Annotated in this window: 13 protein-coding genes; 8 read left to right on the top strand and 5 right to left on the bottom strand. The window is 49.8% G+C overall.

Features of this window, described 5'->3' with window-relative positions:
* Positions 1-250: 250 nt before the first annotated feature.
* Together C162_RS28650 and C162_RS28645 are read right to left on the bottom strand one after the other, a co-directional pair.
* Complete coding sequence (locus C162_RS28650) at positions 251-1,492, bottom strand: CynX/NimT family MFS transporter (RefSeq protein WP_036700414.1); 1,242 nt, start codon at positions 1,490-1,492, stop codon at positions 251-253.
* On the bottom strand, positions 1,489-2,166 hold the full coding sequence (locus C162_RS28645) for a FadR/GntR family transcriptional regulator (protein WP_036700411.1): 678 nt from the start codon (positions 2,164-2,166) through the stop codon (positions 1,489-1,491). The genes C162_RS28650 and C162_RS28645 overlap by 4 nt, the downstream gene beginning before the upstream one ends.
* Positions 2,167-2,375: 209 nt before the next feature.
* On the opposite strand from C162_RS28645, the gene C162_RS28640 reads away from it, so the two are divergent.
* Together C162_RS28640 and C162_RS28635 are read left to right on the top strand one after the other, a co-directional pair.
* Positions 2,376-2,891, top strand: a complete 516-nt coding sequence (locus C162_RS28640) for a MarR family transcriptional regulator (RefSeq protein ID WP_036700409.1) — start codon at positions 2,376-2,378, stop codon at positions 2,889-2,891.
* Positions 2,872-3,138, top strand: coding sequence for a hypothetical protein (locus C162_RS28635; RefSeq protein ID WP_235218556.1), 267 nt, complete (start codon positions 2,872-2,874; stop codon positions 3,136-3,138). The genes C162_RS28640 and C162_RS28635 overlap by 20 nt, the downstream gene beginning before the upstream one ends.
* Positions 3,139-3,218: 80 nt before the next feature.
* Here C162_RS28635 and C162_RS28630 read toward each other — a convergent pair whose 3' ends face one another.
* On the bottom strand, positions 3,219-3,788 hold the full coding sequence (locus C162_RS28630) for a TetR/AcrR family transcriptional regulator (protein WP_200869242.1): 570 nt from the start codon (positions 3,786-3,788) through the stop codon (positions 3,219-3,221).
* 164 nt (positions 3,789-3,952) lie between these two features.
* Between C162_RS28630 and C162_RS28625 the strand changes: the two genes are divergently transcribed.
* Complete coding sequence (locus C162_RS28625; RefSeq protein WP_036700408.1) at positions 3,953-4,912, top strand: carotenoid biosynthesis protein; 960 nt, start codon at positions 3,953-3,955, stop codon at positions 4,910-4,912.
* 67 nt (positions 4,913-4,979) lie between these two features.
* Here C162_RS28625 and C162_RS28620 read toward each other — a convergent pair whose 3' ends face one another.
* Complete coding sequence (locus C162_RS28620; RefSeq protein WP_036700406.1) at positions 4,980-5,900, bottom strand: aldo/keto reductase; 921 nt, start codon at positions 5,898-5,900, stop codon at positions 4,980-4,982.
* A 157-nt stretch (positions 5,901-6,057) separates the two neighbouring features.
* On the opposite strand from C162_RS28620, the gene C162_RS28615 reads away from it, so the two are divergent.
* The gene (locus C162_RS28615; RefSeq protein WP_036700403.1) at positions 6,058-6,450 is read left to right on the top strand and encodes a MerR family transcriptional regulator; all 393 of its coding nucleotides are present in this window, start codon (positions 6,058-6,060) and stop codon (positions 6,448-6,450) included.
* Between the two features lie 108 nt (positions 6,451-6,558).
* A complete protein-coding gene (locus C162_RS28610; protein ID WP_036700402.1) occupies positions 6,559-9,624 on the top strand; it encodes a glycoside hydrolase family 2 TIM barrel-domain containing protein in 3,066 nt (1,021 codons plus the stop codon).
* Between the two features lie 49 nt (positions 9,625-9,673).
* Here the strand turns inward: C162_RS28610 and C162_RS28605 are convergent, their stop codons facing one another.
* Positions 9,674-10,555: a helix-turn-helix transcriptional regulator gene (locus C162_RS28605; RefSeq protein WP_036700400.1), complete on the bottom strand. Its 882-nt coding sequence runs from the start codon at positions 10,553-10,555 to the stop codon at positions 9,674-9,676.
* Between the two features lie 573 nt (positions 10,556-11,128).
* Between C162_RS28605 and C162_RS28600 the strand changes: the two genes are divergently transcribed.
* The 3 genes from C162_RS28600 (at position 11,129) to C162_RS28590 (ending at position 14,673) form a co-directional block, all read left to right on the top strand.
* On the top strand, positions 11,129-11,995 hold the full coding sequence (locus C162_RS28600) for an ABC transporter permease (RefSeq protein WP_339314977.1): 867 nt from the start codon (positions 11,129-11,131) through the stop codon (positions 11,993-11,995).
* Positions 11,996-12,031: 36 nt separating this feature from the next.
* Entirely contained in the window at positions 12,032-12,925 is an 894-nt protein-coding gene (locus C162_RS28595) for a carbohydrate ABC transporter permease (RefSeq protein WP_036700398.1), read from the top strand.
* Between the two features lie 149 nt (positions 12,926-13,074).
* Positions 13,075-14,673 carry an extracellular solute-binding protein gene (locus tag C162_RS28590; protein ID WP_036700396.1) on the top strand — a complete coding sequence of 533 codons (1,599 nt, stop codon included), beginning with the start codon at positions 13,075-13,077 and terminating at the stop codon, positions 14,671-14,673.
* Positions 14,674-15,646 lie beyond the last annotated feature (973 nt).

The following is a 15,646-nucleotide window of genomic DNA, read 5'->3' as shown; positions in this document are numbered from 1 at the left end:
TGTTTCAAGATGAAAAGTCCGCACCCCCCTTTGCTGTAATGCGGGTCCATCTGGTGGCCCGTTCCATTTAATCTGCTCAGGCGAAAGATCATCTAGGTATTTTGGTTCCTTTAATATGGGTAATCAACGCCGGTAAAAAAGAACTGTCTCTGTGTATCTTACAACACAGAGACAGTTCTTTTTATATTCGCAATGTCTAAGATCTAAGTGATTGTCGGTTGCTTGGTAATTGAGTGCTTACATCATAAACTTACTTCGCCGAACCCACAAATTGATTTCTCGCTGCACCTAGACCAATGATACCGAGTAGGGCAGAAGCGCCAACCAAGATCAGGAGTGGAGCATTCCAACTATGAGTGGCATCATGCAGGTATCCAATCAGCGCCGGGCCGGTGGCTGCCAGCAGATATCCGATGGATTGGGCCATGCCGGATAATTCCGCCGCCTGATGGGCACTTTGAGTGCGCAAGCCGAAAAACATCATAGACAAGCCAAAGGCAAAGCCCGCTCCAATGCCAAGAATAATCACCCACAACAGAAGCAGTTGGATACTGCTATAGAGAAGCCCAAGTGTCCCGATCAAAAGTAGGATTGTTGTAATAACCACTAAGGACCGCTGGTTAGCCATACGCCCTGCCATAACTGGAACGATAAATGCAAAGGGGAGGGAAGCCATAATCATAACCGAGAGAAACCAGCCGGATTGACTTGAACTGATGCCTTGCTCTTTTAGGATTTCAGGCAGCCAGGCTACCAGCACATAGAAAACGGCTGATTGTATTCCCATAAACAGAGTCACCTGCCAAGCTAATGGGGAGCGCCATATTTTAACCTGATGGTTGTTACCTGTGCTGTTACTAATAATGGCGGGTTTCGTTGGAGTCTTGAGCAGCGGTATCCAAAAGAGAATGGAGATGAAGCTAAGTATTCCCCATACTCCCAGGGCACCTTGCCAGTTCATGCCTGCTCCTACAGCTAAGGGAATACTAATACCGGAAGCAATTGCCCCGCATAGATTCATGGAAACCGAATAAACGCCTGTCATAATCCCCATTTGCTGCGGAAATTCCCGTTTAATCAGGCTGGGAAGTAATACATTACATATAGTAATAGCAAATCCCAGAATTGCAGTTCCAACATATAAAGTCGCTGCTCCGGATAACGACCGGACAGCAATACCGATGACTAAAAAAATAAGAGAAATCAGGATAATTCGTTCTATACCATATTTATGTCCTAATTTGGGTACAAAAGGTGATAACAAGGCAAATGCAATTAGTGGTACTGTGGTAATCAGGCCTGCTAATGTATTTGAAATATTCACGTTGTCCCGAATAAGGCTGACCAAGGGTCCCACTGATGTGAGGGGGGCACGCAAATTCGCTGCGATAAAAATAATTCCTATAATCATGAACCAGACAGTCGCTTGCTTGCGTATGCCGGTTCTGGATATTCCATCCTGTTTGTTAAACAATTGTTCTGGTGAACTCATATGTGTTCCTCCTGTGTACGGGTCTTTTCAATGTATGAACGGACAGCCTCTTCCGCTTGATGACCATCCTGATTGGCAATAGCTTGATAGAGCAGGGCATGAGAGTCAAGATAAAAATCCACATTTTTCAAATCCTTCATTTCTATAATCATGTTCTGCAGCGCCTCGGAAATATGATTGTACAAATTCGCCATCAATTGGTTGTGTGAAGCGGCTATCACCATTTTGTGAAACTCCACATCCCAGTGGGCATAAGCTTCAAGATCTTGCTGGACGGCAGCTTGTCTGCACTGGTCCAGGCATGTCCGTAGTGCAGCCAGGTCTTCCTCGCCTCTCCTGAGCGCAGCCAGGGCAGCAGCTTCTCTTTCCAGTGCATAGCGGACCTCCAGGCTCTCAAGCTTATCCGTATGCTGAATCACTTTTCTAATCACTGACCCCAAAACACTGGAGGAGCAGACATAAGTTCCATCGCCTTGCCTGGTCTTGAGCAGACCTGCATAGGTTAGAGCCCGAATCGCTTCCCTTAAGGTATTACGGCTGACTTGAAGCTGCTCCATTAGCTCCGGCTCTGGAGGAATACGCGTCCCTACTTGCCATTCGCTGCTTTCGATCTTCTCTTGGATCTGGTAGGCCACCTGTTCCACCAAGGTTAAACGTTGAGTCTGAGCTAACAATAATATCATTCCTTTGCAAACGTAGGATGTTTGGTACTTTGGTTGAATTATAGCAGATAGTATTCGGCTTGAAAAGATGAAAATGATATTGATTCTCAATATCAGTCGTGTTAATATAATTTTGTTCAGTGGTGAACAAAAAGAAAAGCAATGGATTGCTGCCTCTGACCATGGTCTGCATGAAGTACAAGAGAGGAGAGAACCGGCAAGTGGAATTTCAAAATCATTCTAAAGGTCACCTTTATGAGCAATATATCAGAATGCTGCATTTGAATGAATTATATACAGAACATGAAATTAATCTGTTTCGTGAGCAAGCCAAAAAGCTTCAGATCGATATGCTGTCCAATAATATTACCAGTGTGCATGTTATTGATTGCATTGGTGATCATGAGCCGATCAATCATACCGGAATTACCAAAAGAATGAATCTGTCCAAAGCAAGCATTACAAGTATTAGTTCCAAGCTGTTGGAAACAGGCTTCATTATGAAAAATCAACTAAATAACAACCGGAAGGAGATTTATTTTAGCTTAACGGATAAGGGAAGACAGGTTTATCAACTGCACCAAAAGATGCATCAAGCGAAAGAAGACAGCTTTTACCAGTTTATTGAATCTTATTCAGAAGCTGAGATACAGACGATTGGGAAATTCATGAGTGATTTGTTGGCGCGCGCCGAAGAATACTCCGAGGGGAAGTTTAATGGAAATGAAGATATTTAATTCGAACCGGAAGGAAGCATCAGGTAATGAAGAAAAAAACTCGGGTCTCTCAGAATTAGAGCAAATTGCCCGCGAGAAAAAGAAAATCCAATTTTACCTCAATATGATGTTAGGACTCAGCGCAAGCTGTGCTGTGATGATACCTGTAGAGCCGATTTATATGACTTTAAAGGAGCTTTCCGCTCAAGAGACCGCACTTATACAAAAGGTAAAGGAGCAATCAGAGCAATCAGAGCAATCGGAATGAGTAATGAATAAGGAATGAAATGATTGGAAAAAGAGCAGAGAAGCGGCCTTCAAAAAGAGGGACCGCTTTATTTTATTAAATTATAATTCTTCGGAATAAAATGCTTTGGATACTGCCTCGGTTGCTTTATCAATAAAAGCTGCAACCTTACCCGGGCTTTCCTTCAGACCACTGCTCACCCACTTTTTAATAATGGCGATACTGCCATGAGCGGTAAACGTATACCAGGACTCAAATAATTGCGGATCGAAATATTTCAATTCCTGCTTCCAGCGCTCAATGGTTAAATCGTGGCTGATATAAAGGACTCTTTCCAATAATTCTTTATCGCCATTTTCGGAGAACAGAACCTCACATATCGTTTTATTCGCTTTTATATACTTACATAATTCATAAGACAGCTTTTGAGGGCTTGCAGAACTCATCCCGAGTTGCTTAATTTCTTCGTAAAGATCATTTTCGATCGTAGAAAGAAGCTCGAACTGATTCGCATAGTGTGAATAAAAGGTGTTGCGGTTAATATTTGCTTCGCTGCAAATGTCGGTCACTGTAACTTTATTGATTGACCGTTCTGTCAGCAGCTTCAACAAGCTTTCTTTAATCACCATTTTTGTATATCTCACTCTGTGATCTGTTTTTTTGTCTGACATCGTATCCTCCTGAGTTAAAATAATTAAATAGTAAATGAACAAATTTAAAATGATTTGTATAATAACTAACAGAATTCAAACGAACAGTCTGTTGTTTTACTAACACGGTGATATTATAATTTATTTGAACGTTCGATTCAAATTAAATTAATTGGAGGAACAATATGGGTGATATAACAGTAGTCCCTGTATGGATAATTCAAGATGTTACCGTCTTAATTGCTGCTATTCTAATGGTTTTTTATATCCTTGATAAGGAAACACATCCCAAAACCGTTCTACTGCAATTTATCGGTTTTGTGTTTTTTTACGCCGCTGTTTTTGAAATTACGGCTTCATCGCTTGGGGAAGGGTTCTACGCCTATGGGCGCAGTATTTTGATGCTATTTAATATACCGATTACTGTACCTATTATTGAGTTTCTGATCATTTATTCAACCTTGCGTGTTCTGAAGTCTGTAAATATACCGTCCTGGACGAAACCCTTTATTACGGGATTAAGCGCTATGGTGTTTGACTTTTCACTCGACCCGGTGGCCGTTAAACAAGTATTTCAGACCATGGAAGGAAGCATTGCAAGATGGACTTATTATCCACTGGCCGGTGAACCTCAGATCTATGGGGAGCCTGTGATGAATTTTACAGGATGGATTTATATAGCGGGGTATTGGACCGTCTTTATCCTAATTGGTGAATGGTGGCATAAAAAGAAAGGCTACAGTAAAAACGTGGGTTACATCTATCCGTTTCTGGCGGCCCTTGCGTCATTGGCTTGTATGTTCTCACCTTTATCTAACTTCTTTAACTATATGGGGCCGTTCTTCGAAAGAACCTCTAATATGCAATGGGTTAATTTGATTGTACTTTCTGTCATTACAATTGGAGTTTTAGCATTAGCTTTCCTAAAGTTCTGGGACCGGAAGGCTAATTATTCAATCACTCCCAAAAAAGATTTTCCGATCATGTTCACTTTCTTAGGATTCCCCTTGGTTAATACGATATTTTGCCTTATAGGTGGGTACACAGAAGTCTTGTGGCTGGTCGTTCTGGCTCAAATCGTATTATTGTTAGCCTGGATTGGAATTTATAAGATGGGTAAAAAAGCAAGCCCAATCGCGAGGTAGTAAAAAAACACCGCCAGACTATAGACCTCTTCCGTCTATAGCTGGCGGTGTATTTTTGCCTTCTGCGTTAAGGCAGCACATTCCCGGCGGCGCGGTAAATCTCGTACCATTCCTCGCGGCTGAGGGTAATATCGGAGGCCTTGGCGATGTCGAGCAGGCGGGCGGTGTTGGTGGTGCCGACAATCGGCTGCATTTTGGCCGGGTGTCTAAGCAGCCAGGCGATGGCGATCGCGGTGTCGGCTACTCCGTTGTCCGCGGCGATACCGTTAATGACTTCGTTCACCTTAGGGAACTTCTCGTTGCCGAGGAATACGCCCTCGAAGAAGCCGTATTGGAACGGCGACCATGGCTGAATGGTCATATCATGCAGGCGGCTGTATTCCAGGATTCCACCATCATGGACTACGGAACCGGCATTGGTCATATTGACATTGAAGCCGGAATCTATCATGCCGGTAACCATGATGCTGAGCTGAAGCTGGTTGAACAGGAGGGGCTGCTTGACGTTCTTTTTCAGCAGCTCAATCTGTAGCGGGTTCTGGTTGCTGACGCCAAAATGCTTGACGAGCCCTCTGCGCTCCAGATCATCGAAGGCTTCGGCCACTTCCTCCGGCTCCATCAGGGTGTCGGGACGGTGAAGGAGAAGGACATCTACATAATCGGTCTGCAGCCGTTTCAGGCTGTTCTCTACTGAACTCACAATATGTTCTTTGGAGAAGTCGAAGAAGCCGTTACGGATGCCGCATTTGGCCTGAATCATCAGCCGGTCGCGCATGCCGGGATTTGCAGCCAGTACGTTACCGAATACTTCCTCCGCTTTACCACCAGCATAAATATCCGCATGGTCAAAGAAGTCTATGCCCACCTCAAGGGCGCTGTGGATATGGACTTCAGCCTCTTTGGGAGACAAATCAGCGATCCGCATACAGCCGAGTGAAATCTCGGAAACCTCAAGTGTACCGTTAGCTACATTAATTCTTTTTACCATTAATCATTCACTCCTTAAATGAAGGTATAGTGTTAGCTTAGACCTTAGAGTTAGGTGTAAGTCAATAGAATCATAGAGTGGCTGTTCATAGAAACGGATTGGTGTTACCTTTACATATAGGTGAAGCCAGCCATGGTTGGCAGAAAGGAGCTGCATGATGGGATACAGCATCAAAACCATAGCACAAAAAAGCGGACTGAGCCAATATACGCTGCGTTACTACGAACGGGAGGGTGTATTGCCGGTTGTGGCAAGGGATGTGAACGGTAATCGTTGCTTCAATGATGAGGATCTGGAGCTAATCTCGCTAATCTGCTGCCTGAAGGATACCGGAATGGCTATAGCGGATATTAAGCAATTCATCGCGCTCTCGCAGGAAGGCAGAGAAGCCTTGCCCGACCAGCGTAGACTGCTGCAGGAGCATAAACAGCATATCGATGAGAAGATCAAGTTCTTTCAGAGCTTTGCCCGGAAGATTGACCATAAGATTGCTTATTTTGCATCATTGGAGAATGAAGCGAAAGCCTCTGGAAATCATAAAACCACCTGAAAAGTAAGTTATCTGCACCGAAGTTGTGATCCGCTTCTTGGAGCCGGGGCAAACTTTGGGTAGAATAAGGAACAGATTCACTTCAAGAAGATGAAGGAGGACACTATAATGTCAGGCAATGAACCAAATCTGGATTGGCTAAGTGATGTATCTGTATTTAAGGTGAACCGATTGGAAGCGCATTCGGATCACCGCTATTATAAAACGATGGAGGAAGCGGAGAGACAAGCCCCCATGGCGCTGCGCCACTCTCTGAACGGAGACTGGAAATTCAGTTATGCGGTGAATGTGGCAGCCCGTGTGCAGGATTTCTATAAGACGGAATATGATACGAGCGGCTGGGGGGACATCCAGGTGCCGGGTCATATCCAGCTTCAGGGGTACGGCAGGCCGCAATATGCGAATACGATGTATCCGTGGGATGGTCTGGATGCTGTAAGGCCGCCGGAGATTCCGGTGAGCAGTAATACGGTGGGCAGCTATGTGAAGTTTTTTGAGGTTCCGGCGACTATGGAGCAGGGGCCGGTCTTTATTTCTTTTCAGGGCGTGGAGGCGGCTTGTTATGTCTGGTTGAACGGGCACTTCGTCGGCTACAGTGAAGACAGCTTCACCCCTGCGGAATTCGATTTGACACCTTATCTGCAGGAAGGAGCTAACAAGCTCGCGGTTGAGGTCTATCAGCGCTGTACGGGGAGCTGGCTGGAGGATCAGGATTTCTGGCGGTTCTCGGGGATTTTTCGTGAGGTGTATTTGTATACGGTTCCTGAGCTGCACGTACAGGATTTGCGGATTCAGGCGGGGCTGGATGCTTCCTATGAGAAAGGTAAGCTAACGGCTGAACTTCGCATGGCAACTGAGGCTGAGGCTGTGATTCGGGTGGAGCTGAAGGATGCGGCAGGTGCTGTGGTAGCGGAAGCAGAAGGACGGGCTGTGGCGGGCAAGGCGGATCTAAGCGTGGAGGCAGGCAAGGTGTTCCCGTGGAGCGCCGAGAATCCGTACCTGTATAACGTCTGTATCTCTGTATATAACAGCCAAGGGGAACTGGTGGAGGCAATTGTGCAGCGGGCGGGCTTCCGCACCTTCGAGCTGAAGGACAAGCTGATGCTGCTGAACGGCAAACGGATCATGTTCAAAGGTGTCAACCGCCACGAGTTCAACCCCCGCACAGGCCGGAACATCTCCAGGGAAGATATGATTAAGGATATCATCATCCTGAAGCAGAACAATATCAACGCGGTGCGGACCTCGCATTATCCGAATCAGACGCTCTGGTATGAGCTGTGTGATGAATACGGGGTCTATGTGATTGATGAGATGAATCTGGAATCCCATGGCTCGTGGCAGAAGATGGGCGCCGTTGAGCCGTCCTGGAACGTTCCCGGGGATAAGCCGGAGTGGGAGGGGATTGTCATGGACCGGGCGGTATCGATGCTGGAGCGCGATAAAAATCATCCGTCGATCCTGATCTGGTCCTGCGGCAATGAATCGTATGCGGGCGAGGTGATTCTGAAGGTGTCCCATTACTTCCGCAAGTCTGATCCGGGACGGCTGGTGCATTATGAAGGAGTCTTCCATAACCGCAAATATAATGACAGCAGTGATATGGAGAGCCGGATGTATGCCAAGCCCGCCGATATTGTAGAATACCTGGAGAATCAGCCGGATAAGCCGTATATCAGCTGTGAGTACATGCATGCTATGGGTAATTCGGTAGGGGGACTCCATAAATATATCGAGCTGGAGAGCCGTTATCCGCTGTATCAGGGCGGCTTCATCTGGGATTACATCGATCAGGCGCTGGTAGCCAAGAACCGTTACGGTGAAGAGTATCTGGCATATGGCGGGGATTTCGATGACCGGCCAACGGACTACAGCTTCTGCGGCAACGGGATTGTCTTCGCTGACCGGACGATCACGCCGAAGATGCAAGAGGTGAATTTCCTCTACCAGAACATCCGGCTGGTTCCTGAACGGGACGCGGTGACGGTGATCAACGGCAATCTGTTCGAAGGGACGGAGCGGCTGTTGCTGGAGTTCCGGTTATTGAGAGAGGGACGGGAGATCTTCAAGGGGCAGAAGGAGATCCATGTGGCTGCGCAGGAGGAGGCGCGGATTGCGCTGGAACTGCCGGATGTGTCAGCAGCTCCTGGGGAGTATACTCTGGCTGTAGGTCTGGTGCTGAAGGAGGCCGAGCTATGGGCGGAGCGGGGGTTCGAGACCGCTTATGGAGAGCATGTCTTCCGCGTAGAAGCGGCCGGAATAACAGCAGGCGGGGAAGCGGCGCTCTTGCCTGCGGCAGCGGAGTTCGGCGTCATTGAAGGGGATGTGAACATTGGGGTGAGCGGCCGGGGCTTTACGGCGTTATTCTCCAAACAGGCAGGTTCCCTGGTGTCGCTCTGCTATGGGGGGCGTGAGATGATTGCGACTCCGCCGGTTCCGCTGTTCTGGCGGGCAACGACCGACAATGATAAGGGGACTGCGCTGGGGTACCATGCCGGCGGCTGGTTCGCGGCAAGTCTAGCCCGCCAGTGTACGGCGGTCAGCCTGCACACCGAAGCAGACCGGGCTACGGTCAGCTTCGACTATGCCTTCAGCATCAGCAGTGAGCTGAAGACCAGGATTGAATACACGGTCCATGCCGACGGCAGCGTCCGTGTCCGTATGGTCTATGACGGGGCAGACGGCTTACCGGATGTACCGGTGGTGGCAGTATCCTTCCGGATGTCGGCAGACTACGAGGCCTCCGAGTGGTATGCCCGCGGACCGGAAGAGAACTACAGTGACCGCGCATATGGAGCGCGGCTCATCCGCTTCCGGCGTAAGGTGACGGAGCTGCCGTCACCGTATCTGGTGCCGCAGGAATCCGGCAACCGGACGGGTGTCCGTGAGGTGAGCATCACGGACAGCCGGGGGTATGGGCTGCAGGTTCAGGCGGCTGCAGGCCAGCCGCTAGAATGTACGCTGTCACCGTATACAGCGTTCGAGCTGGAGCAGGCAGCACATGCTTATGAGCTGCCTCAGGTGCACTATACGGTTGTCACCCTCGCGGCAGAGCAGATGGGTGTGGGCGGGGATGACAGCTGGGGAGCGCCGGTGCATCCGGAATACCGGATCGCAGCGGGTCAGCAGCTGGAATTCGAATTCACGCTGACGGCGGCATTGCCGGAGGCGTAAGAATCATAGAGAAACAGGCCATCAGCGCAAGCTTCGCTGATGGCCTGTTTCATGAGAACCGCTGCCGGAATTCGCGCGGCGACAACCCCTCCAGCTTCATGAAGCTGGAGCTGAAGTAGGAGGATTGGTTGAAGCCCACCTCTTCGGCAATCCGGGCGATCGGGAAGCTGGTCTGCATCAGCAGCAGCTTGCTCTGTCCGATCCGGTAGCGGAGCAGATATTCCATGGGTGAACAGCTATATACCTTGTTCATGCATCGGGCAATATATACCGGATGGAAGTTGAGGCTGTCTCCCAGCATGGCGGTTGTAATCTCTTCACGGTAGTGGGTGCGGAGATAGGAGGCGGCCTGCTCGGCACATAGGGTGGTCTGGGAGCTGCGGTGCTCCGGATTCACAGAAGCGGCCAGCTGCTGCAGGAGGTCCTGGAAGAGGAGCTGCTGCCGGAAGCGGACGGCTTCGAGGTGGGCGGTGGCCTGCAATTGCGTGAGCTGCTCCAATACCTCGTAAGCTCTGTCGGGCAGAAGCAAGTTAACAAACTGGGATAACACCAGATTGAAGGAGCTGATATCGAATAGAGATGCGGGAAGCTCTCCTGCAGTCTCGTTCGGGTTGCCGGGACCGGATCCTGTTATGGATGAGGCAGACCGGCCATGGAAGGTCTGAAAGTGGAGCCAGTGGTAGGCCGTCTCCTCCTTGCAGCCTTCGGTTCCAAAGTGGTGGCAGTCGGGGCGCAGGATCAAGGCATCGCCTGCCTTCACGGTGAACCGCTGCTCCTCCTCGCCGATATACAGGCATCCCTGCTGGACAATGAGCAAATCAAATACCTTGATCTGCTGGCGGCTCCGGTGCTGATAGCCGGGCTGGCAGTGATTGAGGCCGCTGGCTATATAATGCGGCAGGGGAGGGATGCGGAACAGAAGCGGGTTCATGGGCTGGCCTCCTGAAGAAAAGTTTGGATATTGAAAGTTTAGGTTGGAGAATTAGTACATTTTCCAGAGTATATCACCTATAATTTATTACAGGCAAGTTTAAATCGTAAGGCTACGGATAGGTCCTGCGCGACCATCAGAATTCCCCCGGATTCTTCTCCTTAAGGAGTATTCCGGGGGCTTATTTGCGTTGAACTTGCGATTACTGCACAAATGTATGATAAGTGCACAGTGCGGTTAGCCGTAATGTACAGGAATATCCCGAAGCTTCACTGTTCAGCCGCAGGAGGCTTCTTCTATACTCAGGTCATACAAGTCATACACTTGGACTTAACGAAGCTATAGGGGCCATCAAGGACGGAGGCTTCGGACCAAGTGACGCGGCAACTTATCTATAGGCATAGGAGAGTGAAGGCTTTGAGACACCGCAAACGCAAGACCGGTATGCCGCTTGTCGCCCAGTTTCCCCTGAAGGGAACAAGCGGGCTGTCCCCGCAGCTTGACTCCGGTACCCGGAAGAAAAAGAAGAAGGGCTTCGTGCATGAGCTGGTCCATAACCGGATTCTGTTCCTGATGCTGCTGCCTACGCTGTTGTTCTTTCTAATTAACTCGTATTTTCCGATGGTGGGGGTCTATTATGCGTTCACACAGTTCGACTTCAATTCCGGGCTGTTCGACGCTCCCTTCGTGGGGCTGAAGAACTTTGAATTTCTCTGGAAGTCCGGCACGCTGGTGAAGCTTACGCTCAATACGATCGGCTACAATCTGGCATTTATTTTACTCGGGAATGTGCTGGCGATTATCTGTGCTATTCTGCTTAGCGAGCTGCGGGTGAAATGGTTCAAGAAGCTGACCCAATCGGTCATGTTCCTGCCGTACTTCGTATCGTTCGTTATCTTAAGCGTTATCGTCTACAATGTGTTCAATTATGATAACGGTTTCTTGAATACGCTGCTGACGCAATTCGGGGCGAATCCTGTGGATGTCTATAATAATCCGGTCATCTGGATTTTCCTGATCATTCTCTTTTATCTCTGGAAAAATCTCGGCTACAGCATGGTCATTTACCTGGCCTCCATCACGGGTATCAGCGAGGAATATTATGAAGCGGCCAAAATTGACGGTGCCCACATTTTCCAGCGGATCTGGTATATCACGGTGCCGATGCTGAAATCGACCTTCGTCATGCTGCTGCTGTTCTCGCTGGGGAGTATTATGAAGGGGCAGTTTGACCTCTTTTACCAGCTGATTGGAAATAACGGGGTGCTGTACAATACAACGGATATTCTGGATACGTACGTGTTCCGCTCGCTCAAGGTGACCTTCGATGTCGGGATGGCAACGGCGGCCGGCCTGTATCAATCGTTGTTCGGCTTCATCCTGATTATGACGGTCAACTATATCATCCGTAAAATAAATGACGATTACGCCTTGTTCTAGGTTGTGCGGAACCTGCTGCGGAAGGAGAGAAAGAGTATGCAAATCAAAGACGACTCGTACACCAGGCTATTGCAGGGAGTAGCTTATACGGTAATTATACTGGGCTCCTTAGCCTGTCTGATTCCGTTCCTGCTGATTATTTCGGCTTCCTTGACGGCTAATGAGTCCATCATCAAGGACGGGTATCATTTCATCCCGGCGCAGTTCTCGCTGGAGGGCTATAAGACGGTATTCACTTTCCCTGATGAGGTGCTGCGGGCGTATGGGGTGACGCTGTTCACTACGGTGACGGGGACGACACTGGGACTGTTCTTCATGACAATGGCCGGTTATGTGCTGGCCCGCAAGGATTTCAAATACCGCAATACCTTCTCGTTCTATATTTACTTCACGACCCTGTTCGGCGGGGGGCTGGTGCCCTGGTACATTATGATTACTAAGTATCTGCATCTGACCGATTCTTATGGGGCGTTGATTTTCCCCGGCTTGATGACGCCGTTCCTGATTATTCTGATGAAGAATTTCATCCGCTCGGCGGTGCCGGAGGAGCTGTTCGAATCGGCCAAGATTGACGGGGCGGGGGATTTCAAAATATACTGGCGCATTGTGCTGCAGCTCTCGATGCCCGGGATTGCTACCGTAGGTCTGTTCCTCGCACTGGCTTACTGGAACGACTGGTTCTCCTCGTCGCTGTTCATTAATGATCCGCATAAGTATCAGCTGCAGTTCCATTTGTATAATGTCATCAACTCGGCTTCCTTCATCGCCAATATGGGCGCGGGTACCGGGGTCAGCTTAGGCAGCGATCTGCCTACAGAATCCACCAAGATGGCGATGGCCATTGTGGTCACGGGGCCGATTCTGTTCCTGTATCCGTTCATCCAGCGTTATTTCGTGAAGGGGCTGACGATCGGAGCGGTCAAAGGTTAGAACCGTGTGGCAGATTGTACCTTTACCGTACAGCTGCTATATCGGCTAACATAGAGTCACACACAAGGGCGGTATGCTTCCGGGGAGAGAACTGCACGAGGAGCATCAGGGAAGCCTGGGCTTACAAAAAATTCTAGGAGGGTTCATTCATGAGAAAGAAAGCAGGCAGACGATCTTTGGCTACGCTTACAACAGGGTTGCTCGCTCTATCGCTCCTGGCCGGCTGCGGCGGGGGGAACAGCAATGGCAACACCGGCAGCAGTGCCGGGAAGGACGGCAACGCAGGCACACCGGCTGCATCAGAGGGAGCGGCGAAGGCAGCGGACACCGGGATCGACACCTCGAAGAAGGTGGAGCTGCAATTCTATATGCTCGGCGATGCTCCTAAGGATCTTCCGGCCATCCAGGCTGAAGTCAACAAAATGGCTGAGGCAGACCTGAACGCCACGGTGAAGTTCAACTTCACGAGCTGGACGGACTGGGATCAGAAGTACAAGCTGCTGCTGTCCTCCGGGCAGGCGATTGATCTGATTTTTACGGCAGACTGGACTCAATATCAATCCTATGCGAAGCGCGGTGCCTTCTTGCCGCTGGATGACCTGCTTCCGAAGGCGGCTCCTGAGCTGCAGAAGTTCGTTCCGGAGCAGATGTGGGAGGACGTTAAGGTTGACGGTAAAATCTACACGGTTCCGGCGACCTTCAAGGAGTATGTCACCAACGGGTTCGTCTACCGCGAGGATCTGCGCAAGAAGTACGATCTTCCCGTGCCGAAGGATCTGGCCAGCTACGAGGCTTACATGGACGGCATTGTCAAAAATGAGCCGGACATGATGCCGATGTCCCTGAACAGTGATGTGGGCAACAATCTGCACTACATCTATACGGAGCTGAACAAGATGATCGGCGCGCTCCCTTACGGGATGGGTGTGAAGTATGATTCCCCGGGAACGGTCTACTCTTACTGGGGCTCGGAGGAGCAGAAGGAAGAGCTGAAGACGATGAAGCGCTGGGCGGACAAGGGCTTCATTCCGAAGAACGTGCTGAACATCAAGGATACGATGCAGGACCCGATGACTTCCGGCAAAGCCGCCAGTATGTTCGGAGACAACCCTAACCGCTTCAATGATATGAAGATGAAGATCAGCACGACTCACCCGGATTGGGAAATGGCTTATTCTCCGTTTGGTTTGACTACCGGCTATGCGACTCCGGTCCATCCGATTCACAACGGATTCGCGATTCCGAAGAGCAGCAAGAACCCGGAACGGGCACTGGCCTTCTATCAGAAGATGGTGCTGGACAAACGCTATAATCAGCTGACGCAATACGGCATTGAAGGCAAGAACTACACGGTGGAAGACGGCTATTACAAGCTGGTCGGCACCAGTACCTCCAATGGCTTCACTCGTGAGGGCATGAACGGCTGGGCGTGGAGAAATCCAGAGTATATGCTGTTCGACAAGGGCTTTGACGGGGTCAAGGCGATCTTTGATGAGCTGGATAAAATCCAGAAGCCGGATCTGTTCCTGGGCTTCGCCGAGGACTACAGCTCCTATCAGGCAGAAAAGGCTGCGCTAGAACAGGTAGAGAAGCAGTACCTGTTCCCGCTGGAGGCCGGACTGGTAGATGATGTGGATAAGGGCCTGGAGACCTTCATGCAGAAGGCCAAGCAGGCGGGCCTGGAGAAAATTCAGGCGGAGTGGACGAAGCAGTGGGAGGCTTATGTTGCTGAAAAGGGTCTTAAGTAGATGAGAGGAGCCCCGGGAGCCGAAAGGCTTTTGGGGCTTTTTGCTGTGGCGGGGCGTTTGGTGCGCAGGTTGGTGGTTGGGTGGGGCGTTTGGGCGCTTGGGCGGACGCTCCGAAAACGGAATGATGTTCCGATCGCTGTTGTGTCCGGATTTTATCTATTCTACCTTAGCGGTGAAAATCCGGACACAAAGGCGAACGCTCCGCTTCTCCACATTCATTCCGTTTTCTCCGCTGTTTAAGCGCTAGGCGTAACCGGACCACAGCTGCGGGGCCGCGTCAGCCCTACGGCCTCCGCGGCAGGAGGGAAGAGCATCAGCCCGTCTCCATGGATCTGGAGACGGGCTGATGTTGTTCCACATCTAAAGCGTGACAGAGCCAATGCAAGGTGCCAAGACACTGGCTTGTTGTTCCACCAAAGCGGAAAGATAACTGCGGGCTTGGTGTTCCACCAAAGCATGGAACGACTCAATTTCTAAAATCCTGCATGAATTGCAACATTCGACACTCTAAAACTGGCTCAAGGTGGGAATTGTTGCAGAAAAGTCAGCAATTCACTTGAATTCGGCTGATACTTGGGTGAGTTGCTGTATTTGGTGCAACAATTCAACTAAATAGCTAAGGATAGGGGCTCCAAGTTGCATTAACTGCAACATCTCGACTGGCCGAGTTTGTTCAAATGATATGTGTATCTCGACAATGTGCGGGTTAGTGACACCTGAGGTGCATGGTGCTTCACTAAACCAGAAAAGCTAACGGCAGGGGCTTGGTGTTCCACCAAAGCGGGAAAGGCAACTGCGGGGCTTGGTGTTCCACCAAAGCGGGGAGGGCAACTGCGGGGCTTGGTGTTCCACCAAAGCGGGGAGGGCAACTGCGGGGCTTGGTGTTCCACCAAAGCAAAAACAAAAGCGGCCCCAATACGAAATCCTGCACAAATTGCATCATTATACTTTATAAATGGGGCCTGAGCAGGAA

The organism is Paenibacillus sp. FSL R7-269 (genome assembly GCF_000517865.1).
Lineage (GTDB): Bacteria > Bacillota > Bacilli > Paenibacillales > Paenibacillaceae > Paenibacillus_AQ.
Note: the sequence above shows the minus strand (reverse complement) of the source record. Positions and strands in the feature narration are given on the sequence as shown.